Raw genomic sequence first — 23,026 nt, forward strand, 5'->3', positions numbered from 1 at the left:
GACAATGTGACGGATGATTACTTGGGAGGATGCGATGGGCAAGGACGCTCGTCACGATGAACAGGCCAGGCTGGAGCGGATATTCGCGGCGGACCGCAGCACCCTCCCCCCCGATGGCGGGGCCGGGTTCAACCGGCTCATCTTCGCTGCAAGTCCCTATCTTCTCCAGCATGCCGACAATCCCGTGGAGTGGTACGAATGGGGTGACGAGGCCTTTGCCCGGGCCAGGGCCGAGGACAGGCCGGTCTTTCTCTCCATCGGCTATGCCACCTGCCACTGGTGTCACGTGATGGCCCACGAGTCGTTCGAGGACCGTGAGGTGGCTGCGGCGCTGAACCGTGACTTCGTGGCGATCAAGGTAGACCGGGAGGAGCGTCCCGACATCGACGACACCTACATGCGGGTGGCCCAGCTTATGAACGGCAGCGGCGGCTGGCCCCTCACCGTCTGCATGACTCCCGACCGGGAGCCATTCTTTGTTGCCACGTACATCCCCAAGCATTCACGGGGAGGGATGCCGGGGCTTGTGGAAATCCTCGGCCGCATCGTTGAGGTCTGGAAGACGCGCCGGGAACTGGTGCGCCAAAACTGTACGGCCATCCTCGACAGCCTCAGGAACCTGTCCGTTGCGAAGCCGGGAGAGATCGCCGGCGACGAGCCGCTCCATGGTGCCCGGCGCCAGCTTGGCACCATGTTCGATCCGGTCCACGCCGGTTTCGGCCAGGCCCCCAAATTCCCCATGCCCCTCAACCTCTCGTTTCTCCTCCGCTACGGCCGGCGCTTCGGCGATTCCGAGGCGACCGCCATGGCCGTGGCAACCCTGGAGGCCATGCGCCGCGGCGGTATCTTCGACCAGCTCGGCTTCGGCCTTCACCGCTACAGCGTCGACAGCCGGTGGCTCGTTCCCCACTTCGAGAAGATGCTCTACGATCAGGCCCTGGTGGCCACGGCAGCAGTAGAGGCGTTTCAGGCCACGGGTCGTGAGTCCTTTCGGGAGATGGCGGTGGAGCTCTGCGATTTCGTCCTCCGTGAGCTGGCGGCGCCGGATGGGGGCTTCTATTCGGCCCTCGATGCGGACACCGAGGGGGAGGAGGGGCGCTATTACCTCTGGACCCCCGGCCAGGTGCGATCGATCCTTGGTGGTGCCGACGGGGAGCGTTTCTGCCGCCTTTTCGACGTGACCGAAGGAGGGAATTTCGACGGTGCGAGCATTCTCAACCTCCCCCTTTCCCTCGATGAGTTTGCCCGACACGAAGGGATGACAATCGAGAGTCTCAAGGCGGACGTGGAGCGATGGCGATTGCTCCTTCTGGCGGATCGGGAGCAAAGGGTGCGCCCGTTCCGGGACGAAAAGATCGTGACCGCCTGGAACGGCCTCATGATCACTGCCCTTGCCCGAGTCTTTCAGGCGGGGGGCGGGGAGCGTTTCCTGGATGCGGCAGAGGCTGCTCGTGAGCGCATCTTCGGAGATTTGCGGCGGGCCGACGGGAGACTCCTCAGGAGCATCCACCGGAGGGATGGGGAGGTGCCGGCCTTTCTCGAAGACTATGCTGCACTTATCCATGGCATATTGGCCCTCCACGAAGCGACCCTGGATCCACGCCATGGGGAAGAGGCCATCTTCCTGGCCCATGAAATGCTGAGGCTTTTCTCCGGCGAGGGGATGGGACTCTACGATACGGGAAACGATGCCGAGATGGTCCTCATCCGAAGTCGGGAGGCCTTTGACGGTGTGATGCCGTCGGGAAATGCCCTGGCTGCAGCCGTGCTTATCCGCCTCGGCAGGATTTTCGGCGAGGGGAGCTTCGTGGAGGCGGGAGAAGAAATCCTCCGTGCCTTCATGGCCGGAGCCGAGCGCCAGCCTGCCGCCCATCTCCAGACCCTCATGGCCCTCGACCTTCTCCGGGGGCCGGAGGTGGAGGTGACCATTGTCGGGGGAAGTCGTGACGAGGTCCGTGGTATGCTGGGGGAGGTCGGGCAGAGATTCATTCCGGGGCTTGTTCTGAAGGGTGAGCCGGCCAAGGGGAGCTTGGTGACGGCTCACGTCTGCGCCGCCGGCTCCTGCCGGCTCCCCGCCGAGTCCCCCGGTGCCCTGGGGGCCATTCTCGACAAGGTGCTAACCGAGAGTTATCCCCCGTTCTCTGTCGCCGCCGTGCAGGAGAAGTAACATGAACCCGCTTCGCGTATCCACGTTTGTTGTTCCGCTGGTGGTCTGGTTCGTGATAGTCGTCTGTTCCCTTTTCTGGAATCTTGCGCTCCTCGATGATCAGGCCATGAATATTGCCCACCTTCAGGTCGGCGGGATCGTTTCCCTCGTGAAGGTTGAGCGTCTGCGCAACACCATCCACGGTGGTCTCTTCGTGCCGACGGAGGTCAGCGCATCGGTGGCGCCGGACCGCTACTCCGGCATCATGATGCCGGAGTCGGTGACGGTACAGGGGCTTGCCATGACCAAGATAAATCCTGCCCATGTGGGGCAGCAGGTGGAGGCCATTGGAAAATACCAGAAGCACCTCTTTGTTCACATAACCAGCCTGCGCCCCCTCAATACCCAGAACCAGCCCGATGAGTGGGAACGTGAACAGCTTCGAGCCTTCGAGCGTACAGCCAAGGCCCGGTTCGAGATGAACGAGGCAGGGGGCGGGAGGGTCTTTCGGTATATGGTTCCCGTCATGACAGAGAAGGAATGTCTCCTTTGCCATGGCAAGCAGGGCTTTCGGGAAGGGGATGTTAGGGGCGGCATCAGTGTCACCATCCCTGCGGAACCGGTTTTCGATACCCTCGCCGGTCAGAGGACCATGACCATCGCTGGCCACGGAGGGGCCTTCATCCTTGTTTCGTTTATGATTGCCGGTTACTCGCGCAAGCTTGGACGTCAGTGGAATGCCCTGGAAGGGCTGAAGAATTCCCAGGAGCAGCTCGTGGCAGAGCGCACCGCCGAACTCCATGGGGCCAATGAGGCCCTTCGCCAGGAGAACACCCTGAGGCGGGATGCCGAGGAGGCTTCTCTTCAGCTTAACCGGCAGCTGGAGCAGCGGGTTGCCGAGCGGACCGCCGAGCTCCAGGCGGCCAACAGTGAGTTGGAGGCATTCTGCTACTCCGTTGCCCACGATCTACGAACCCCGCTCCGGGGGATGAACGGCTTCAGCAGAATCATCCTTGAACGCTATGGCGATACCCTCGACGAAGAGGGTAAGGACTACCTGGGACGGCTCTCCGCTGCCAGTGTCCGGATGGGACAGCTGGTGGACGATCTCCTCCACCTCACCAAGGTGACCCGGTCAGAGATGCGCCGCCGCACCGTAGACCTCACGGCCATGGCTCAAGAAATTGCCGCCGATTGCCGTCACACCCAGCCTGACCGCCGGGCGGAATTCAACATTCAGGGGGGGCTGGTGGCGAATGCCGACGAGAACCTCCTGCGGATTGTCATGGTCAATCTTCTCGCCAACGCCTGGAAATTCTCGGCACGGGAACCGGTTTCGCGGATCGATGTGGGGAGCACCGAGCGTGACGGAAAGACAGTATTTTTCGTCAAGGACAACGGCGTTGGCTTCGATATGGCCTATGTGGGCAAGCTCTTCGGCCCCTTCGAACGCCTCGTCTCATTCAACGAGTTTGAAGGAACCGGCATCGGTCTTGCCACCGTGAAACGGATCGTCGAGCGACACGGGGGGATGGTCTGGGCCGAGGGTGAGCCGGGCAAGGGGGCCACCTTTCATTTCACGCTGTCGTAGCCGGATCTACCATCCACTCCAGCGCAAAAACCGTGACTCCGCGGCTCTGTTTGTGATAATAACCTCCCCTCAACTGCCATACTCAGGGGATCCAATGTCCGAAAAAAAGCAGATCGCCCGGGCCGCCGGAGTGCTGGGCCTTGCCACGATCATTTCGCGTATTCTGGGAATGGTGCGCGACATGGCGGTTTCGCGCCTCTTCGGTGCCGGCCTTGCCACCGATGCCTTCTTTGCCGCCTTCCAGATACCGAACATGCTCCGACGTTTTTTCGCCGAAGGAGCTCTCACCTCCGCCTTCGTTCCCACTTTTTCCGAATGGCTCACCCAGAAAGGGGAAAGGGAGGCGCGGGAGCTTGCCAACGCCTGCTTTACCCTCCTCACCATCGTCATGGCGGCGGTGACGCTGGCAGGGATCATTCTCTCGCCGGCCATCGTCTCCCTCATGTTCCCCGGCTTCAAGGTTGAACCCGCCAAGTTCGAGCTGACCGTGTTCCTGAACCGGCTCATGTTTCCCTATATCTTTTTTGTGAGCCTTGTGGCGCTCTGCATGGGGATTCTCAATACCATCCGGCACTTTTTCACCCCGGCCATCTCCACTGTCTTCCTCAATATCTCCATGATCCTCTGCGCGTGGTTTCTCCACGACCGCTTCCAGGTCCCCATCACGGCCCTGGCGGTCGGTGTGATCATCGGGGGCTTTCTCCAGCTGGCCCTGCAGCTCCCGACCCTCTGGCGCAAGGGGTTCCCGATCCGCTTCCGTTTCGACCCGGGACACCCGGCCGTGCGCAAGATCGCTCTTCTCATGGGGCCGTCGGTCTTCGGCGTCGGCGTCTACTACCTGAACATCACGGTCGGCAACATCCTCGCTTCGCTCCTCCCCCAGGGGAGCGTTTCCTACCTCTACTACGGCCAGCGCCTCTTCGAGTTTCCCCAGGGGATCTTCACCGTCTCCGTGGCCCAGGCGGTCCTCCCCTCCATGAGCCGCCAGGCGGCCGCGGGAGAGATGGACCAGCTCAAGGATTCCCTCGCCTTCGGCCTGCGGCTCACCCTCTTCGTCACCATCCCGGCCACCGCCGGCCTCATGGTCTGTGCGACCCCCATCTTCAGCCTCCTCTTTATGGGGGGGGAATTCGACTATGCCAAGGCGGTCAGTTCGGCCGAGGCCCTTTTCTACTACTCCCTGGGGTTATCCCTTGTGGCTCTGGTACGGGTGCTGGTCCCCGCCTTCTATGCCCTGAAGGACACTAAGACGCCGGTTGCCATCGCCTTTGTCGCCTTTGTTCTCAACGTGGTCTTCAGTCTTCTCCTCATGGGTCCCCTGAAGCACGGGGGGCTTGCCCTTGCCTCGTCCCTCTCCGCCCTGGGGAATATGGGGCTTCTCCTTTGGTTTCTCCGACGGAAGATCGGCCCCTTCGGCGGGAGGAGGATCGTCGTTTCCGGCTTCAAGGCCTTCCTGGCCGCCATCCCCATGGCCCTCGCCGTCCGGTGGGGGATGGGGCTCACCGACTGGGCGGCGGCAGGGGGGAAGATTGTCAAGGCTGGCGTGCTTCTGGGGTCGATTGGCGTCGGTGTGGTGATCTTCATGATCATTGCCCACATGCTTCGGTGCGAGGAGGCCCGCGAGGTGGTGAGTCAGGTCCGGAGGAGGTTGGGGCGGTGATTCTTTCTGGCTATTGAGGATCCTTTCCCCGGCAGGCACCGATAAGGTGAGATTCCATGCGTTTATGCACAGGGAAATATCCGCCGAAGGGCCATAGGCGCGCTGTGGTGTAATAAGGGCTTGCTAACGTAGCGAATTATGGTTGCAAAGAATAAACATTAATAAAATCAATATGTTATAGTTTGGTTAAAAAATGGGCAGAAAGTGAAAACCTTGCGATACTGTATCCCTTTGTATTTTTGTCAACACTGTTGTTCACAGGTTATCCACAATTATTGTGGAAAATCGGTTACGATGTTGAAAAGACGTAACAAAGGCCGGTAACAACCTGTTCAATCCCCCCCGCGTTCTCGACGTTTGGCCTCTTCCCATAGGGCTTCCATTTCATCCAGAGAGGCATCTTTCAGGGAGACTCCCCGGCCATGGAGAGTCTCTTCGATGTGTCCGAAGCGCCCCGTGAATCGCGTGATGGTCTTGCGGAGCGCCTCCTCAGGGTCGATGGAGAGAAATCGCCCCAGGTTCACGATGGCGAAAAGGAGGTCCCCCAGTTCCGCCTCCATCCGTTCCTGGTCGCCGGCGAGCATGGTTTCCTCGAACTCGTGAAGTTCCTCCATGACCTTGGCGAAGACCTCGTCCACGTGGGACCAGTCAAAGCCGACCCGCGCAGCTTTCTCCGTCACCTTGTGGGCCTTCATGAGGGCTGGCAGGTGGGGGGGGACTCCCGAGAGGGCCGACTTTCGTTCCTCCTTTTTCTCCTTCTGCTTGAGACGCTCCCAGTTTTCCAGTTGCTCGTGGCTGGTCTTGATGACCTGGTCGCCAAAAACGTGGGGGTGACGGCTCACCAGCTTGTCAGCCAGCGTCTCAAGCACCTCCTCCATGGAGAAGTCCCCCCGCTCTTCGGCGATTACCGCGTGAAAGGCCGGCTGGAGCAGGAGATCGCCCAGTTCCTCCCGGAGCATTTTCGGTGAACCGGCGTCGATGGCTTCGATTACCTCGTACGCCTCCTCCAGCAGATACCGCTTGAGCGATTCATGGGTCTGCTCGGCATCCCATGGGCATCCACCAGGCCTCCTCAGCCGGCGCATGATCTCCATAATCTGCTCGAATCCTGCCCCCTCGTTTCCCATGGTGACTCTCCCGTTCATGAAACGTAACGGGGCATCCGCCTGGATGCCCCGTGAATTGCAAAAATGTCCGATTTTCCCCTATGCTCCCTTCAGGTATGCATCCAGAAAGCTCCGCTTATACTCGGCAAAACGTCCCTCTTCAATGGCTACGCGGATTTCCGCCATCATGGCAAGATAGAAGTGGACATTGTGAATGCTGGCGAGGATTGCCGAGAGGACCTCGTTGGCGTTGAAGAGATGGTGAATGTAGGCCCGCGTGAAGTTCCGGCAGGCGTAGCAGTTGCAGTTGGGTTCGATGGGATAGAAGTCGCGCCGGTACTTGCGGTTGGTGAGGCGGATCTTCCCCCGGTTGGTGAAGAGGGTGGCGCTGCGGGCGTAGCGGGTTGGAATGACGCAGTCGAACATATCCATTCCACGCTCGACGCTTTCAAGGATATCCTCGGGGAGCCCCACGCCCATGAGGTAGCGGGGTTTGTTTTCCGGCAGATAGGGGGCCGTGTACTCCACAACCTTCTTCAGCAGGTCCAGCCCCTCGCCGACGGAGACGCCGCCGATGGCATAACCGGGGAAATCCATCTGCACAAGTTCCTTGGCGCACATGGCACGAAGGTCCTCAAAGACACTTCCCTGGACGATGCCGAAAAGTGCCTGATCTTTCCGCGTCTGTGCTTGTTTGCACTGCTCGGCCCAGCGCAGTGTTTTGCGGGTTGACTTCGCAGCGTACTGGCGGTCGCAGGGGTAGGGAATGCACTCGTCAAAGGCCATGATGATGTCGGCACCCAGCGCCTCCTGGATGGCAATTGCCCGGGCCGGGTCGAGGAATACCTCCTCGCCGGTGACTTCATGCTTGAAGTAGGCCCCTTCCTCGGTGATTCGTTTGTTGGGGAGGGAGAAGACCTGGAAACCGCCGGAGTCGGTGAGGATCGGACCGTCCCAGGCCATGAAGCTGTGAAGCCCTCCGGCCTTCGCAATCAATTCTTCACCAGGGCGAAGATGCAGGTGGTAAGTGTTGGAGAGGATGATCTGGGCGCCGGTTTCCCTGACCTGCACAGGAGTCATCGCCTTCATGGCGGCATGGGTGCCCACAGGCATAAATATTGGAGTTTCGATGATTCCGTGGGGGGTTACCAGGGTACCCCGCCGGGCTGCGGTATTCTTGTCCTTTTTATTGAGCTTAAATTTCATGTTGCCTTTTCGGGAGATTTGGATTACAACGCCCTAAGATTAGTATTTATTCAGCTACTTCCTGTTTTTTTCCGCATGGTTGGACAGCATTGTTAGCAGAACAGGCATGAAAAAGCAACCTTGCTGTCGAGCGCGGATCGCATTCGAAGCGCACCTGAGGCTGCAGGGAAGAACCTGCTTCATAGTAGCATTATAAACGGAAACAGCCTCTTTTTGGCATTGCATGCAAGGTTTCATGCGAAGCCCACCTCTCGCCTGGTGTGATCCGTCCTCAAGTTCAGGCGGGATAAGGATTCGCACCCTTTCCAGAACCACTTTTTTATTGCTTTTTCTTAAAACGGCGTTTAGTATACAGTATACAGTAAAAAGTTAAAATTAATTAATATTGTTCTTTTGGTTCTCGATAGTAGGTTGAACAAAATCCTTGTAGAGGAGGGAACTATGGACAATTGTAAGGAATGGCGGGCGCCTCCGCAACCGGTTCAAAGGTTTTCTCCGTAAGGCCGACTGAGCCTTCCTTCGCAGGCTGGATAGATGCGAGGAAGATTGGATCGTCGGCATGAGTATCAATTTCCAGAACAACGAATACGCGCAAAGGGATACCATTATGCAACTGTTCACGAGTACTGTGGGAAGAAAAGTCCTTATGGCGATCACCGGCCAGTTTATGGTGCTGTTTGTTATCGTCCATATGCTTGGCAACTCATCCATCTTCATTCCCGGCGGCATCAACGCATATGCCGAGCACCTCCACGCACTTCCTCCCCTGGTCTGGGCCTTCCGTCTTGTTATGGTCTGTGTGGCGAGCATCCACATTCTCTTCGGCATCCAGTTGAGCCTTGAGAACCGTGCTGCCAACGCCGAGACCTATGCGGTCAAGAATCTCAAGAAGGCCACCCTGGCGAGCACGAGCATGCTCTATACCGGGCTTCTTCTTCTGGCCTTCATCATTTACCACCTTCTCCACTTCACCATCCGCGCCACTCCCGATATAAAGATCGGTGTCGACGCGCTGGGGCGCATTGATGTCTTTGGTATGGTGACCAACAGCTTCTCCTACGGCATCATTACATTCATCTACATTGCTGCGATGGTGGTGCTGTTTCTTCACCTCTCCCACGGCATCCAGAGCTTCTTCCAGACGATGGGCTGGAATAATGAAAAGACTCTTCCGGTTTTTAGCAAGATTGGCATGGTCGCCGCGGTTGTTCTTCTCCTCGGCTATGCGTCCATTCCCTTCGTCATCGTTACCGGCATTCTGAAAGGTTAGGGGGTTCAAGTGATACTCGACGGAAAATGTCCGACTGGACCAATTGAAAAAACATGGGACAAGCACCGCTTCGACATGAAGCTGGTTAACCCCTCCAACAAGCGTAAATACAAGATCCTTGTCGTGGGCACCGGCCTTGCCGGCGGCGCCGCTGCCGCGTCACTCGGCGAGCTCGGTTACAATGTCGAGGCTTTCTGCTACCAGGACAGCCCCCGCCGCGCCCACTCCATCGCTGCCCAGGGTGGGATCAACGCCGCCAAAAACTACCCGAACGACGGTGACAGCATCTACCGTCTCTTCTACGACACCATCAAGGGGGGCGACTTCCGTGCCCGCGAGGCCGACGTCTGGCGTCTTGCCCAGGTTTCCAACAACATCATCGACCAGTGCGTGGCCCAAGGCGTTCCCTTTGCCCGTGACTACGCCGGCTACCTGGACAACCGCTCCTTCGGTGGTGCCCAGGTTTCCCGTACGTTCTACGCCCGGGGGCAAACGGGACAGCAGCTTCTGCTCGGCGCCTACTCGGCCCTTGCCCGCCAGATCAAGGCCGGCACCGTCAAGATGTTCCCCCGCACCGAGATGCTCGACCTGATCGTTGTCGACGGTGAGGCAAAGGGGATCACAGTCCGTGACATGGTGACCGGTGAGATTCGCAGTCACGTTGGTGACGCGGTAGTTCTCTGCACCGGCGGCTACGTGAACGTCTTCTACCTCTCCACCAACGCCATGGGGTGCAGCGTCACCGCCGCCTGGAAGGCCCACCGGAAAGGCGCCTTTTTTGCCAACCCCTGCTACACTCAAATTCACCCGACCTGCATCCCGCAGCACGGCGACAAGCAGTCAAAACTTACCCTGATGTCTGAATCTCTGCGGAACGATGGCCGCTGCTGGGCTCCCAAGAAAAAGGGCGAAAAGCGCGGTCCGAACGAGATACCAGAGGAAGAGCGTGACTATTACCTTGAGCGGAAGTACCCGAGCTTTGGTAACCTGGCTCCCCGTGACATCGCTTCCCGCGCCGCCAAGGAGCAGTGCGACGACGATCGTGGCGTGGGTCCTGGCGGGCGTGGTGTCTACCTCGATTTCGCGGACTCAATCAAGCGTCTTGGGGAAGACACGATCCGCGAGCGGTACGGCAACCTCTTCGAGATGTACGAGAAGATAACCGACGAGAATGGCTACAAGGTGCCGATGCGTATCTACCCGGCTCCCCACTACTCCATGGGTGGTCTCTGGGTCGATTACAACTGCGAGAGCAACGTCCCGGGACTCTTCGTCCTCGGCGAGGCAAACTTCTCGGTTCACGGCGCGAACCGACTTGGCGCCAGTGCTCTCATGCAGGGTCTTGCCGACGGCTACTTCGTCATCCCCTACACCATCGCCAATTACCTGGCAAAAACGGCGCCGGGCAAGGTTAAGGCCGACAACCCCGAGTGCAAGAAGTCGGTCGATGATGTGAACAACAATATGAAGAAGCTCATCTCGATCAACGGGAAGAAGACGGTTAGTGAGTTCCATCGCGAGCTGGGCAAGATCATGTGGGAGAACGTCGGCATGGCTCGCAGCGATCAGAGCTGCAAGGAAGCCCTCAAGAAGATCCCCGTGCTCCGCGAAGAGTTTTGGAAGAACGTCAAGGTCAGCGGTTCGGGTGCCCAGTTTAACCAGGATCTGGAGAACGCTGGCCGTGTAGCCGACTTTCTTGAGTTTGCGGAACTCTTGACTCGCGATGCCCTCTACCGCAATGAGTCCTGCGGTGGTCACTTCCGGGTCGAGCACCAGATGCCCGACGGTGAAGCTAAGCGTGATGACGAAAACTTCTGCCATGCCGCCGCATGGGAGTTCAAAGGGGCCAATGCAGAGCCTGAACTGCACATCGAGCCGCTGAAGTTTGAGAACGTCCATCTGGCGATAAGGAGCTACAAATAATGAGCCACGATAAAACCATGAATCTTACTCTCCATGTTTGGCGCCAGAAGGGCCCAAAAGATCCAGGGAAGTTCGAGGTCTACGATGCGAAGGATGTGAGTCCCGACCAGTCTTTCCTTGAGATGCTCGACGAAGTGAACGAGGATCTCATCAAGGCAGGCAAGGATCCTATCGCCTTTGATCATGACTGCCGCGAAGGCATCTGCGGTATGTGCTCGCAGGTCATCAACGGCATGGCCCACGGCGGACAGGACCGTACTACGGTCTGCCAGCTCCATATGCGGATGTTCAAGGATGGCGACACCATCTACATTGAGCCGTGGCGCGCCCGGGCATTCCCGGTTATCAAGGATCTGGTCGTTGATCGTATTGCCCTTGACACAATCATCCAGGCTGGCGGCTACACGTCGGCCCACACTGGTGGAATTGCCGACGGTAACGCCATTCTGGTTCCCAAGCCCGAAGCCGAGTATGCCATGGACGCCGCCGAGTGCATCGGTTGCGGGGCCTGCGTGGCAGGCTGCCCTAATGGTTCGGCCATGCTCTTCACCTCTGCCAAGGTGTCTCAGCTTGCGGTTCTGCCCCAAGGCCAGGCCGAGGCGGCACGCCGCGTCAAGGAGATGACGGAAACCTTACAGGAGTGTGGTTTTGGCAACTGCACCAACCACTACGAGTGCCAGGCTGCCTGCCCGAAGGGGATCAATGTCAAGTTCATTGCCAAGCTGAACAGGGAATACCTGAAGTCGCTCTTCTAAGGAACAGCCGATATCATGGACGATAGTCGTACACAGTGACGGTGGAATAGGGCGGATTTTACGATCCGCCCTATTTTTTTAGCTTAGGACAGATATGACATTTGCAGTCTTGCGGGTAACAATTCGCCTTGCTGATCACGTGCCTGATCCGTATCTGCTTTTCCGCGTCCGCGATGGTTTCCAGGGTGTCTTTCAGCAGGCGGTGGATTGTTTGGGTGGAGAGTGTGGTCGGTGCGCTCGGGCGGAGGAGTGCCCCTGCCGGATCGTATTCGCCCAAGTACTGAGCCCGGATCCGGCAGCGGTGAAGAGGCACCAGAAACCCCCCCTTCCCTTCGCGTTCTCCTTTCCGGTTTTTCCCGATCCACCAAACGCGGGCCTTTACTTTGAAGTCCGCCTGACCCTTGTTGGAATGGCAACCCGGTGCGTGAGGGAATTTGTGGATGCCGTCAGGCTCCTTTTTGACAAACATACGAAGAAAAATGAGCTTTCTGCTGTGGTGGAACGGGTCGAGTCCCTGGGCTACCATGACGAACCGACTCTAATTTATTCCGAAGGAAGTCCGCGGGAGAATGCTGACTCACTCAACCTCCTCACCGCAGAGGGACTCCGAGATGCGCGCCTGCTGGACAATGCGCCAGCAATGAGACTGCGTCTTGTCACTCCGCTCAAGCTTATGCAGGAAGGGAGAACCATGCGCCACTTCTCTTTTTCTCCCTTTATTCGCACCCTCATCCGGCGTGCCTCATCCCTCGCTTCGTACTACTGCGACGACGGCATTCCGGCTGATTACAGGTGGCTGACCTCTCTCAGCGAAGCGGTTCGCGTGTCGAAATGCACGATCCGCTGGGTCGAGTGGGGAGGCAGTCAAGGGGGGGGGAAGCTTGCCGGATTGGCGGGTGAGGCGATATTGACCAGTATGCCTGAGGAATTCATCCCTTTTCTTCTTCTCGGCGAACTCTTCAATGTGGGGAAGGGGGCACCCTTTGGACTCGGGCGCTTCACTGTGGCGGCCGAGGAACCCTGATACCCTTGCAAAACAAGTCGCGTGTGTTACCACTTTACTGACTGCTATGTCATTTTCTGCCGGAACAGCCGCTCACGCGGGGGGCCGGCATGAAGGAGCCACCCATGGGCCAATCGGTCTGGAAGCCGATGATATGGATATTTGCCCTGATCATCGCGTTCAACTTCATGTATGCTTTTTTCGCCCGACAGTCCGTTGACAGCGGTGCCCCGGTCTCGTACAGCCGTTTCAAGGATGAGTTGGCTGCCGACAATATCACGAAGATATCCATCAAAGGGAATTCGATCAGCGGGGAGTTCAGAAAAAAGGTGACGGTGACTGATTCCTCTTCCGGGAAGCCTGTTACCCGGGAGGCCGCCCGATTCACCACCATCAAGCCGGCCATTGAGGACGCGAGCCTCATGGCTGATTTGCAGGCCAGGAAGGTGGATGTTACCGCGGTTACGACGGAGACGTCCCCCCTGGTGAGCGGGCTTTTGTACCTGCTCCCCTGGATTCTCATCATCGGCGTCTGGTGGCTTGTCATGCGGGGGATGCGAGGGCAGAACCCCGGAGCGATGATGGGGGGGTTCTCCAAGTCGGGGGCTCAGATGTACACCCCGGGCGAAAAGAGCAAGGTGACCTTTGATGATGTGGCCGGCATGGAGAACGCCAAGCTGGAGCTGAAGGAGATCGTCGACTACCTGCAGGACCCAAAGAAGTTTCAACAGATCGGTGGAAAGGTGCCGAAGGGGGTTCTTCTGGTCGGTCCTCCCGGAACGGGGAAGACGCTCCTTGCCAGGGCCGTTGCCGGCGAGGCAGGCGTGACGTTTCTCAGTATCTCCGCATCCCAGTTCATCGAGATGTTTGTCGGCGTCGGAGCGGGGAGGGTGCGCGACCTCTTTGCCACGGCCAAGAAGTCGGCACCGAGCATCATCTTTATTGACGAGCTTGACGCCGTGGGGAGAAGCCGCGGCGCAGGACTCGGCGGTGGACACGACGAGCGGGAGCAGACCCTGAACCAGCTCCTCTCCGAGATGGATGGCTTTGATCCCCATGACGAGGTGATCGTCATGGCGGCCACTAACCGTCCCGATGTTCTTGATGCGGCGTTGCTTCGCCCTGGCCGCTTCGACCGGCACGTGGTGGTGGATCGTCCCGACTGGCGCGACCGGGAGAAGATCCTGCAGGTCCATACCCGCAAGATTCCCCTCGACAAGGACGTCGTGCTGGCGGTGATCGCCCGGGGGACACCGGGGATGACCGGCGCTGACCTGGAGAACCTGGTGAATGAGGCGGCCATCCTGGCGGCGCGGCAGAATTCATCCACGGTGACCATGTACCACCTGGAGCAGGCCAAGGACAAGGTTCTCATGGGTGGCGAGCGGAAGATGTACATCACCGAGCAGGAGAAGCGGATCACCGCCTACCACGAGGCGGGTCACACGCTGGTGGCAAAACTGCTCCCCGGCACCGATCCGGTTCACAAAGTGACGATCATCCCGCGGGGGCAGGCCCTTGGGGTGACGCAGCAGCTCCCGGAGGACGACCGCTACCACTACTCGAAAACGTACCTCGTGAACCGGCTTTCCGTAGCCCTTGGGGGGCGGGTGGCCGAGCGGACAGTTTTCGGCGACCTCTCCACGGGCGCGCAGAACGATCTCAAGATGGTGAACGAACTTGCGGAGAAGATGGTCTGCGTGTGGGGGATGAGCGACAAGATTGGCGCCATGACCTTCCATCGAGGCGAGGAACACCCGTTTCTCGGCCGGAAACTGGCGGAGGAAAAGACCTTTTCCGAGCAGATGGCATGGCTCATCGACCAGGAGATTTCCGCCGTCATCAGGCAGGCGGAGGTCAAGGCCGAGGAGATCATTGCCGGCAACCGGGACAAGCTCGATGTTCTCGCGGAGGCACTCATCGACGAGGAAACCCTTGACGGGAAACGGATCGACCAGCTGCTCGGTCTGGATAACGGTCAGTAGATAATGATATAACCGTGATCCTGGGCAATTTTCGAGATTTCCAGGGTGTCCTTGATCCGGTAAGTCTTCCCCTCCAGGGTGAAAAGGTAGCCGTCGTCGCCGTCGGGGACGGCGCTCTCCATGAGGGTTTCAAAAAGGGCAGTCTTGATGGTTTCCATGGTGCGGATGCTCCTTGGCAGGAATTTCTTCTGCAACAGAAACTGAAGCAGGCTGTCGTGACGGCCTGCCAGACATTTCGGGGTTTACTGTATACAATCGGCCGCCCCGTTGGCAACGGTTTTAACTGAAAGCGAGGCATCGATGCGTCACCGAAGAAAAAGCGGCATCCTCCTCCACCCCACCTCCCTCCCGGGTCCAGGGGGAATCGGTTCCCTTGGCAGGGAGTGCCGGCACTTCATCGACTTCCTGGAAGCCGCCGGCCAGAGCATCTGGCAGATTCTCCCCCTCGGCCCGGCTGCCTACGGCAATTCCCCCTACTCGTGCTACTCCGCCTTCGGGGGTAATCCGCTCCTCATCGACCTGACCGCCCTCGTCGACGAGGGTGACCTGGATGGCAGTGCGCCAGTACCCGTTTTTCCGGAGGATCGCGTCGATTTTCCCCTGGTGGAAAACTACAAGATTCCACTTCTGAAGGCTGCCGCCGCCCGTTTCTACGTCCATGGCGACCGCGAGCGGAAAGAGGAGTACTGGCATTTCTGCGACACCACCCCCTGGCTCCATGACTACGCCCTCTTCATGGCCCTCAAGGACCATTTCGGAGGGAAGAGCTGGAACGCCTGGCCAAAGGAGATCGCCCGACGGGAGCCGGCAGCCCTCGAGAAGTATTCGACCCGGCTCGGTGTGGCAATAGGTGAGCAGAAGTATGCCCAGTGGCAGTTTTTCCGCCAGTGGCACCGCATAAGGGAGTATGCCAACGGCAAGGGGATCGGCATCGTCGGCGACATCCCGATCTTCGTTGCCTTTGATTCGGCCGACGTCTGGGTCGCCCCCCACCTTTTCAAACTTGACGAGAGAGACAAACCGACGGTCGTTGCCGGCGTCCCCCCTGACTACTTCAGCAAGACCGGCCAGCGGTGGGGTAACCCCATCTACAACTGGGAGGCCATGGCTGCCGAGGGGTACCAGTGGTGGATCGAGCGGTTCCGCAGCTGCTTCGCGCTCTGTGACATGGTGCGGGTCGACCATTTCCGGGGCTTTGAGGCCTGCTGGGAGGTACCGGCCAGGGAGAAGACCGCCATCAATGGCACGTGGGTCAAGGGGCCGGGCGCTCCCCTTTTCGACGCCGTCTTCGGCGCCCTGGGGCAACTCCCCATCATCGCCGAGGACTTAGGGGTGATTACCCCCGAGGTAGAGGAACTCAGGGACCGCTACCGCTTTCCCGGCATGAAAATCCTCCAGTTCGCCTTCGATTCCGGGCCGGGGAACCCCTATCTGCCCCACAACTACACCCCCGACTGCGTGGCCTACACGGGTACCCACGACAACGATACCACGGTTGGCTGGTTCGACTCCCTGACGCCGCAACACCGCAAGGGGGTCCTTGCCTACTCGGGAACTTCCGGCAGGGAGATCCACTGGGAGCTGATCCGTCTTGGCCTCGCTTCCGTTGCTGATCTGGCGATCTTTCCCTTGCAGGATATTCTCGGCCTCGACGGCTCTGCCCGGATGAACCTTCCCGGTACACCCGGCGGCAACTGGTCGTGGCGATTCGGGGCGGGAGGGGCGACGGAGAAGCATGCAGAAAGGCTTCTGGAATTGACGACCCTCTACGGTAGAAAGTAAGAGAGAATGGGCGGTTGACCCTGTGAATGTACTTGACACGGCCGGTAGGTATTGCCTACAGTGTGGCTCAATGTACTTAACTTTGGTGGTGGGTTATACCGACTGACCACCAGGAAAAGAGATTCCCATGTCCGACACGAAAAAAGGCTTTGATACCCTCGCACTCCACGCCGGCCAGGAACCCGATCCCACGACCCTCTCGCGGGCGGTTCCCATCTACCAGACCTCCTCCTACTCCTTCAAGAGCTCCGACCATGCGGCCAACCTCTTCGGGCTCAAGGAATTCGGCAACATCTATACCCGGATCATGAACCCCACCAGCGACGTGCTGGAAAAGAGGCTGGCCGAGCTGGACGGGGGCGTCGGGGCCCTCGCCCTTGCCTCGGGCCAGGCGGCCATCACCTATGCGGTCCTTAACATCGCACAGGCCGGTCAGAATATCGTCTCTACAAACTATCTCTATGGCGGCACCTACAACCTCTTTCACTACACCCTCCCCAAACTGGGGATTACCGTGAAGTTCGTCGACACCTCCGACCCGGAGAACGTCCGCAGGGCCATCGACGACAAGACCCGCCTTGTCTACTCCGAGTCAGTGGGGAATCCCAAGAACAATGTGGATGATTTCGAGGCGATCGGGGGTATCGCCCACGATGCCGGTATACCCTTCGTGATCGATAATACCGTGACCACGCCATACCTCTTCAAACCCCTGGAGCACGGCGCCGACATCGTTGTCTACTCCCTCACCAAGTTCATCGGCGGCCACGGCACGAGCATTGGCGGAGCGGTAGTGGACGGCGGAGCCTTCCCCTGGAACAACGGCCGGTTCCCCGAGTTCACCGAGCCTGACCCCTCCTACCATGGCCTCCGCTACTGGGATGCCCTCGGCAACCTCTCCTACATCCTCAAGATGCGGGTCACGCTCCTGCGCGACATGGGGGCCTGCCTTTCTCCCTTCAACTCCTTCCTCTTCCTCCAGGGGCTGGAGACCCTCCCGGTGCGGATGGCCCGGCATGTGGACAATGCCCGGACCGTTGCCCAGTGGCTTGAGAAGCATCCCCTTGTCACCTGGGTGAACCACCCGGGGCTTGCGAGCCACAAAGACCACGGGAATGCCAGGAAGTACCTGCCGAAGGGTGAAGGGGCCATCATCGGCTTCGGCATCAAAGGGGGGCTCGAGGCGGGCAAAAGGTTCATCGACAGCGTGAAGCTGCTGTCACACCTGGCCAACATCGGCGACGCCAAGTCACTGGTGATTCATCCCGCTTCGACCACCCACCAGCAACTCTCCGAAGAAGAGCAGTTGGCGAGCGGCGTCACTCAGGACTACATTCGCCTTTCCATTGGTATAGAGGAAGTGGCGGACATCATTGCCGACATCGATCAGGCGCTGACGGCGTCGCAGGGATAAACGGCGCCGGCTTCCGACCGGCATTGCGAAAGGGGCGATCCTTATGGGTCGCCTTTTTCATTTGCATAGTCAGGAGGTCAGCGGTACACCACTACCATGAACTTTCTCGCTCACCTGCACCTGTCGGGCAACGATCCCGACATCCTCACCGGCAACATGATGGGGGACTTCGTCAAGGGGCGGCTTGAAGGGCGTTTCCCCCCCCGCGTCACCCTCGGCCTGGAGCTTCACCGCCGGATCGACTCCTTTGCCGGCCGGCATCCCGCCTTCCAGGCCAGCCGGCACAGGATCGAACCCCGCTTCGGCCTCTATCGCGGGGTGCTGGTGGACCTCTTCTACGACCACTTTCTTGCCGCCCACTGGGACCACTACGCCGCCGAACCCTTGGCGGAGTTCATCGCCCGGGCCGAGGCCGTGGTGCGGAGTCGCGCCGTTCTCCTTCCCGAACGACTTGTGCGGGTCGTCCCCGCCATCTTCGGCGAGTGGATTCCCTCCTATGCCGATCCTGAAGGGATAGGGCGGGTACTCAGCCGGATGGCGGCACGGATCGGGAGACAGAACCCCCTGGCCGACGGAGCCGAGGAGCTCCTTCGTTGCTACGACGGATTGCGGGGGGATTTCAGCCGGTTCTACCCGGATCTCATGGCCTTTACGGAAGCGTTTGTGGGGGCAGAGTATCGGGGGTAGGGCAAAAATAGGGACATCCGCTGATGCAGCGAGATGTCCCTATTGCGTTACGGAGCATTTGAATTTGTTGGATAAAAATCCTCAGCGCTTGTAGCCGATGGTGCGCAGGAAGTCGCGTCTTTGCTGCCGGTCGTCGTCCGACTCCACTCCCTTGGGGGGGAAGCCGTCGATGACGCCGAGGACCCCCCATCCCTGGGTCGTGGAAGCGACGATTACCTGGAGGGGGTTGGCGGTTGCGCAGTAGATGGTGCACACCTCGGGGCAGTTCTTGATCTGGTTCAGGATGTTGATGGGGTAGGCGTCGCGCAGCAGGATGCAGAAAACATGGCCCGCGCCGATGGCCTGGAGGTTCCGCACACAGACCCCCGTCAGTTCGTCGTCGTTCCCCTCGGTGCGGATGAGGCACGGACCCGACGCCTCGGTGAAGGCGATGCCGAATTTTGCCTGGGGGACGGTGGTGGCGACGATCTCGTAGAGGTCCTCGGCGGTCTTGATGAAGTGAGTCTGGCCGAGGATGATGTTGCATCCGTCGGGAATGTCGATTTTGATGGAGTGGATTTCAAGGTTCATGACTCTCTCCCGTGACAGAGAAGCGCTACTTGTCCTCGCCGGGCCAGCAGTGCATGCAGTAAGGGCACTTCTCAACGTCGTGGGGGATGGTGTCTCGCAGTTGCTCCTTCTCGCGCTTCACATTGCACCTTTTCGACACGGGAAAGGTGTGGATGGTTTTTTCTTTCACGAAGTAGAGCATGTCAATCTCCTCCTCTGCGGGAAATGGTTTAATGCCGCGGATGTTATGTAAGCACTTTAACTATAGTCGCCCGATGGTAGGTGTCAACCCGGCATGGATTTTCAGATGCCTGAAACTCCAAGGGAAATCTTCGTCTCCCGAGAGGTTCCTTGCACCGGGAGGGGCTCCGCGGTAGGATACGGTGATACCGCGCAACCTTGTCATGCCCCATGCGGGTCACCGGTCATTCCTGAACGCGAGGTCAATCCATGTCAACTCCCGAGCGCCGCTCGATCCTCTGCCCCAACTGCGGCAAACTCATCAGCCGCGACGAGCCTTCCTGCCCCTGGTGCGGCACTGCCCGCCCCGGTTCGTGGCTGAAGAACAACCCCTTCACCCGGAGCGTGGGGAGCGCCGACCGGCTCGTCTCCCTGATCATCACGGTGAACGTAGTGATGTACGTGGTGTCGCTGCTTATCAGCAATCGCGCTCCCGGCCACGGGGGGCTCTTTACCGCCCTTTCCCCAAGCCAGGGGAGCCTCTTTGCCCTCGGCTCCACTGGCGTCGTCCCCATCGACCGCTACGGCCGTTTCTGGACGCTCCTCTCCGCCAACTACCTCCACGGAGGGCCGCTCCACCTCCTGTTCAACATGATGGCCCTGCGCCAGCTCCTGCCGCTGGTGGCCCAGGAGTACGGGACCTGGCGGATGCTCGCCATCTACACCCTTGGCGGGGTTGCCGGCTACGTGGTGTCATACCTGGCAGGGGTCGGCTACACCATCGGCGCTTCGGCTGCGCTGTGCGGCCTCATCGGGTCACTGCTCTATTACGGCAAGAGCCGGGGCGGGGTCTACGGGCAGGCGGTCTTCAAGGAGGTGTGGGGATGGGTGGTGGGGCTTTTCCTCTTCGGCATCATCGTGCCGGGGATCAACAACTGGGGCCACGCCGGCGGGGTTCTGGGGGGGATCATCCTGGGGTTCCTGCTCGGTTACCGGGAGCGGCGGGCCGAGAACCTCTTCCACAAGTTCCTGGCCGGCGGGTGCGTCCTGGCATCGGCCGCGTCGCTCGTTTTGGGGCTGCTGTCCGCCTATTTCATGTTTGCAGGAGGGGCACCCCATTGAAGGGTGGCAATGCTCACGGCTCCAGTTTTTCGCTACGTTCCCGTTTTCTCCTCTGACCGCCACTGCCGGGCGCCCAGGAACTCCTCCAGTTCATGGCGTCCGGCGGCAAAGTCCTCCAGCGACACGATCGCGTCTTCGGTCCACTCCCGCGTCTTGTAGTAGAGCTTGTCGTAGTAGTGCCGGATGAGCCCTTCCATGAAGGGACCCATCTCCCACCGTTCCAGATACCCCGAAATCTCCTCGTGCTTCTCTCCCCCGAGCTTTTTGCGGATGCGCTCCAGGGCATCGGCCATTCCCTGCCGGTATTCTGGCAATCCGTATTCCCCTATGAGGCGTTCCACCCGCGTCTCAACTGAGGCATTGCACCAGATCTTCACGCTCTCCCGCATCACCTCGTAAAGGTTCCCCGGCAGGTTGATCCGGCCGATCCGTTTGCTCTCTCCCTCAAGAAGGATCGCCCTGTCGGCCGGCAGCTTCCGGAAGGCATCCCAGAGGAGTGTCTCAAACCGCTTCTGGGAGAGATCCTGACAGAGCCCCAGGGAGCCGAAGGCCGACCCCCGGTGGCAGGCGAGCCCTTCCAGGTCGATAACGGAGTGCCCTGCTTCGGCAAGCTGGAGGAGGAAGGTGGTCTTGCCGACGCCGGTCATGCCGTGGAGCACCACGAGGGGGGCAGGGGGAGTGAACGGCTCGAAGTATGTAGTGACCACGTGGCGGAACGCCTTGTACCCCCCCACGAGCTGAATGGCGTCGAAGCCGGTGAGGTCCAGGATGGAGGTGATGGTCTTGCTCCTCAACCCGCCGCGCCAGCAGTAGACGAGGATGGGGCGGCCCGCGGCGGCTGCCGCGATCTCCTCCACCATGGCCGGGAAGCGGTGTGCGGTCAGCTCGAGTCCGCGGCGCCGGGCCTCCAGGGAGCCGGTCTGCTTGTAAAGGGTGCCGATCTCCACCCGCTCCTCGTTGGTGAGAAGCGGCACGTTGATGGCACCGGGGATATGGTCCTCCTCGTATTCGAGGGGGGTCCGGGCATCGACCACCAGATGAGTGTCGAGGAGCGATTCATGGAATGAAACAGTTCTGGTCACGGAAATCTCCTTGCAAAGCGAGGTATTATACGGGGTAAGGAGAGGGTTTGGCAAGAACTGCGGTCATGGACCGGACCATCTGCCGTGCTCCAGGTGCCATTGCGCAAAGATGGGATACAATTACCCTGTCATGGACGGCGCAACGGTCAGTGAAGATAGCGGGAAGCTCCGCGCAGCCATCCACACCCTCACCATCGCGGAAGTCGGTGCGGCACTGGGGACCGGCAACGCTGGACTGGGGCAGGCGGAGGCGGCACAGCGTTTGGAGCGGTTCGGCCCCAATGCCATTCGCCCGGTCCGCGGCCGGCCCCTCATCGTCCGGTTCCTGGCCAACTTCACCCACCTGATGGCGATCCTCCTCTGGGTCGGCGGCATCGTTGGTTTTCTCGCCCGGATGCCCCAGCTCGGCGTGGCCATCTGGCTGGTGAACGTCATCAACGGCGTCTTCAGCTTCTGGCAGGAATACCGGGCCGAAAAGGCCACCGAGGCGCTCCGAATGCTGCTCCCCTCCTTTGCCCGGGTCGTGCGGGACGGCGAGGAGCTTCGCCTCCCGGCCGAGGAGCTGGTGCCCGGCGATGTGATGCTTCTGGCCGAAGGTGACCGCATCTGCGCCGACGGCCGCCTCATCGCCGAGGCGGAGCTGCGGATCGACCAGTCGGTTCTCACCGGCGAATCCCATCCGGTGCGCAAGACGAGCGATCCGGTCCCCGGCGGCGGAATGGGGAGGGTGGAGCTGCCCAACCTCGTATTCGCCGGCACCACCGTTTCAGCGGGCACCGGCAGGGCGGTTGCCTTCGCCACCGGCATGGAAACGGCTTTCGGCGCCATCGCTTCTCTCACCCAGGGGTTAGAGGTGGCGCCGAGTCCCCTCCAGGTGGAGCTGGGGCGGGTGACCCGGGTCGTCACTGCCCTGGCCGCCGGCATCGGGATCCTCTTCTTCACCCTGGCCGTGGCGCTGGCCGGCGTGGAAACGGCCGAAGGGTTCATCTTCGCCATGGGGATGATCGTCGCCTTCGTTCCCGAGGGTCTCGTGCCAACGGTGACACTTTCCCTCGCCATGGGGGTGCAGCGGATGGCGCGGCGCAACGCCCTCATCAAGAAGCTGTCGTCGGTGGAAACTCTGGGCTGCTGCACCGTCATCTGCACCGACAAGACCGGCACCCTCACCGAGGCCAAAATCCGCCTGGAGCGCCATCTGGACGCGCAAGGCAACAACAGCGCGCAGGTACTCCAACTGGCTTATTTCAACAGCTATTTCGAGACCGGCCTTAAAAGCCCCTTGGATGACGCAATTCTTGAGCACCGGGAGGTTAATGTCCGCGGCTGGCGCAAAATCGACGAAGTGCCTTTCGACTTCGAGCGGCGGCGCGTATCCGTACTGCTCGACAATGGTGAGAAGCGGCTGCTGGTGGTCAAGGGCTCGCCGGAAGATATCCTCAGACTGTCCACACAGTATGCCCTGGGCGAAGCACAAGGCGCGCAACCGCTGGATGCAGCAGCATTGGAGAAGATTCAGGCCCTGCATGACAGTCTCGGACGGGAAGGCTTCAAGGTGCTCGGCATCG

Annotated in this window: 18 protein-coding genes and 1 pseudogene; 13 read left to right on the top strand and 6 right to left on the bottom strand. The window is 59.9% G+C overall.

Annotated elements, in window-relative coordinates; all coding sequences use genetic code 11:
- The first annotated feature begins 34 nt into the window (after nt 1–34).
- From RCH91_RS19630 to murJ, 3 genes are all read left to right on the top strand, one after another.
- A complete protein-coding gene (locus tag RCH91_RS19630; protein WP_306536848.1) occupies nt 35–2,167 on the top strand; it encodes a thioredoxin domain-containing protein in 2,133 nt (710 codons plus the stop codon).
- 1 nt (nt 2,168) lies between these two features.
- Complete coding sequence (locus RCH91_RS19635) at nt 2,169–3,737, top strand: ATP-binding protein (protein ID WP_306536850.1); 1,569 nt, start codon at nt 2,169–2,171, stop codon at nt 3,735–3,737.
- 94 nt (nt 3,738–3,831) lie between these two features.
- Nucleotides 3,832–5,397: a murein biosynthesis integral membrane protein MurJ gene (gene murJ, locus RCH91_RS19640; protein WP_306536852.1), complete on the top strand. Its 1,566-nt coding sequence runs from the start codon at nt 3,832–3,834 to the stop codon at nt 5,395–5,397.
- A gap of 332 nt (nt 5,398–5,729) precedes the next feature.
- On the opposite strand, the gene mazG is transcribed toward murJ, so the two are convergent.
- Together mazG and tgt are read right to left on the bottom strand one after the other, a co-directional pair.
- The gene (gene mazG, locus RCH91_RS19645; protein ID WP_306536882.1) at nt 5,730–6,524 is read right to left on the bottom strand and encodes a nucleoside triphosphate pyrophosphohydrolase; all 795 of its coding nucleotides are present in this window, start codon (nt 6,522–6,524) and stop codon (nt 5,730–5,732) included.
- A gap of 78 nt (nt 6,525–6,602) precedes the next feature.
- Nucleotides 6,603–7,709, bottom strand: a complete 1,107-nt coding sequence (gene tgt, locus RCH91_RS19650; protein ID WP_306536854.1) for a tRNA guanosine(34) transglycosylase Tgt — start codon at nt 7,707–7,709, stop codon at nt 6,603–6,605.
- 607 nt (nt 7,710–8,316) lie between these two features.
- Here tgt and RCH91_RS19655 point away from each other — a divergent pair.
- The 5 genes from RCH91_RS19655 to ftsH all read left to right on the top strand — a co-directional run bounded on the left by RCH91_RS19655 (nt 8,317) and on the right by ftsH (nt 14,645).
- Nucleotides 8,317–8,979: a succinate dehydrogenase cytochrome b subunit gene (locus tag RCH91_RS19655; protein ID WP_306536856.1), complete on the top strand. Its 663-nt coding sequence runs from the start codon at nt 8,317–8,319 to the stop codon at nt 8,977–8,979.
- 9 nt (nt 8,980–8,988) lie between these two features.
- Nucleotides 8,989–10,902 carry a fumarate reductase/succinate dehydrogenase flavoprotein subunit gene (locus tag RCH91_RS19660; protein WP_306536858.1) on the top strand — a complete coding sequence of 638 codons (1,914 nt, stop codon included), beginning with the start codon at nt 8,989–8,991 and terminating at the stop codon, nt 10,900–10,902.
- Nucleotides 10,902–11,657: a succinate dehydrogenase/fumarate reductase iron-sulfur subunit gene (locus RCH91_RS19665; RefSeq protein ID WP_306536860.1), complete on the top strand. Its 756-nt coding sequence runs from the start codon at nt 10,902–10,904 to the stop codon at nt 11,655–11,657. The genes RCH91_RS19660 and RCH91_RS19665 overlap by 1 nt, the downstream gene beginning before the upstream one ends.
- Nucleotides 11,658–12,093: 436 nt before the next feature.
- Entirely contained in the window at nt 12,094–12,681 is a 588-nt protein-coding gene (cas6, locus tag RCH91_RS19670) for a CRISPR system precrRNA processing endoribonuclease RAMP protein Cas6 (protein ID WP_306536862.1), read from the top strand.
- Between the two features lie 104 nt (nt 12,682–12,785).
- A complete protein-coding gene (ftsH, locus tag RCH91_RS19675) occupies nt 12,786–14,645 on the top strand; it encodes an ATP-dependent zinc metalloprotease FtsH (protein WP_306536884.1) in 1,860 nt (619 codons plus the stop codon).
- Here the strand turns inward: ftsH and RCH91_RS19680 are convergent.
- Complete coding sequence (locus tag RCH91_RS19680) at nt 14,639–14,803, bottom strand: hypothetical protein (protein ID WP_306536864.1); 165 nt, start codon at nt 14,801–14,803, stop codon at nt 14,639–14,641. The genes ftsH and RCH91_RS19680 overlap by 7 nt on opposite strands.
- A 79-nt stretch (nt 14,804–14,882) precedes the next feature.
- Between RCH91_RS19680 and malQ the strand changes: the two are divergent.
- The 3 genes and pseudogenes from malQ to RCH91_RS19695 all read left to right on the top strand — a co-directional run.
- Nucleotides 14,883–16,427 (top strand): annotated as a pseudogene (gene malQ, locus RCH91_RS19685) (4-alpha-glucanotransferase); the annotation flags it as partial.
- A gap of 127 nt (nt 16,428–16,554) precedes the next feature.
- Nucleotides 16,555–17,841, top strand: a complete 1,287-nt coding sequence (locus tag RCH91_RS19690) for a homocysteine synthase (protein WP_306536868.1) — start codon at nt 16,555–16,557, stop codon at nt 17,839–17,841.
- A 96-nt stretch (nt 17,842–17,937) separates the two neighbouring features.
- Complete coding sequence (locus RCH91_RS19695) at nt 17,938–18,528, top strand: ACP phosphodiesterase (RefSeq protein WP_306536870.1); 591 nt, start codon at nt 17,938–17,940, stop codon at nt 18,526–18,528.
- Nucleotides 18,529–18,609: 81 nt separating this feature from the next.
- Here RCH91_RS19695 and RCH91_RS19700 read toward each other — a convergent pair whose 3' ends face one another.
- Together RCH91_RS19700 and RCH91_RS19705 are read right to left on the bottom strand one after the other, a co-directional pair.
- Nucleotides 18,610–19,098: an adenosine-specific kinase gene (locus RCH91_RS19700; RefSeq protein WP_306536872.1), complete on the bottom strand. Its 489-nt coding sequence runs from the start codon at nt 19,096–19,098 to the stop codon at nt 18,610–18,612.
- A gap of 25 nt (nt 19,099–19,123) precedes the next feature.
- Nucleotides 19,124–19,279, bottom strand: a complete 156-nt coding sequence (locus RCH91_RS19705; RefSeq protein WP_306536874.1) for a hypothetical protein — start codon at nt 19,277–19,279, stop codon at nt 19,124–19,126.
- Between the two features lie 248 nt (nt 19,280–19,527).
- On the opposite strand from RCH91_RS19705, the gene RCH91_RS19710 reads away from it, so the two are divergent.
- Nucleotides 19,528–20,379: a rhomboid family intramembrane serine protease gene (locus RCH91_RS19710; protein WP_306536876.1), complete on the top strand. Its 852-nt coding sequence runs from the start codon at nt 19,528–19,530 to the stop codon at nt 20,377–20,379.
- Nucleotides 20,380–20,411: 32 nt separating this feature from the next.
- Here the strand turns inward: RCH91_RS19710 and mnmH are convergent, their stop codons facing one another.
- Nucleotides 20,412–21,461, bottom strand: a complete 1,050-nt coding sequence (gene mnmH / locus RCH91_RS19715; RefSeq protein WP_306536878.1) for a tRNA 2-selenouridine(34) synthase MnmH — start codon at nt 21,459–21,461, stop codon at nt 20,412–20,414.
- Between the two features lie 109 nt (nt 21,462–21,570).
- Here mnmH and RCH91_RS19720 point away from each other — a divergent pair.
- A partial coding sequence (locus RCH91_RS19720) for an HAD-IC family P-type ATPase (RefSeq protein WP_306536880.1) occupies nt 21,571–23,026 on the top strand: 1,456 nt, incomplete at its 3' end.

Origin of the sequence: Geobacter sp., assembly GCF_030834625.1 — a bacterium.
Lineage (GTDB): Bacteria > Desulfobacterota > Desulfuromonadia > Geobacterales > Geobacteraceae > Geobacter.

Bases quoted from the DNA above. Each gene is read 5' to 3' on its own strand.
- RCH91_RS19630 (WP_306536848.1), top strand. From the start codon at position 35: ATGGGCAAGGACGCTCGTCACGATGAACAGGCCAGGCTGGAGCGGATA.
- RCH91_RS19635 (WP_306536850.1), top strand. From the start codon at position 2,169: ATGAACCCGCTTCGCGTATCCACGTTTGTTGTTCCGCTGGTGGTCTGG.
- murJ (WP_306536852.1), top strand. From the start codon at position 3,832: ATGTCCGAAAAAAAGCAGATCGCCCGGGCCGCCGGAGTGCTGGGCCTT.
- mazG (WP_306536882.1), bottom strand. From the start codon at position 6,524: ATGGGAAACGAGGGGGCAGGATTCGAGCAGATTATGGAGATCATGCGC.
- tgt (WP_306536854.1), bottom strand. From the start codon at position 7,709: ATGAAATTTAAGCTCAATAAAAAGGACAAGAATACCGCAGCCCGGCGG.
- RCH91_RS19655 (WP_306536856.1), top strand. From the start codon at position 8,317: ATGCAACTGTTCACGAGTACTGTGGGAAGAAAAGTCCTTATGGCGATC.
- RCH91_RS19665 (WP_306536860.1), top strand. From the start codon at position 10,902: ATGAGCCACGATAAAACCATGAATCTTACTCTCCATGTTTGGCGCCAG.
- ftsH (WP_306536884.1), top strand. From the start codon at position 12,786: ATGGGCCAATCGGTCTGGAAGCCGATGATATGGATATTTGCCCTGATC.
- RCH91_RS19680 (WP_306536864.1), bottom strand. From the start codon at position 14,803: ATGGAAACCATCAAGACTGCCCTTTTTGAAACCCTCATGGAGAGCGCC.
- RCH91_RS19690 (WP_306536868.1), top strand. From the start codon at position 16,555: ATGTCCGACACGAAAAAAGGCTTTGATACCCTCGCACTCCACGCCGGC.
- RCH91_RS19695 (WP_306536870.1), top strand. From the start codon at position 17,938: ATGAACTTTCTCGCTCACCTGCACCTGTCGGGCAACGATCCCGACATC.
- RCH91_RS19700 (WP_306536872.1), bottom strand. From the start codon at position 19,098: ATGAACCTTGAAATCCACTCCATCAAAATCGACATTCCCGACGGATGC.
- RCH91_RS19705 (WP_306536874.1), bottom strand. From the start codon at position 19,279: ATGCTCTACTTCGTGAAAGAAAAAACCATCCACACCTTTCCCGTGTCG.
- RCH91_RS19710 (WP_306536876.1), top strand. From the start codon at position 19,528: ATGTCAACTCCCGAGCGCCGCTCGATCCTCTGCCCCAACTGCGGCAAA.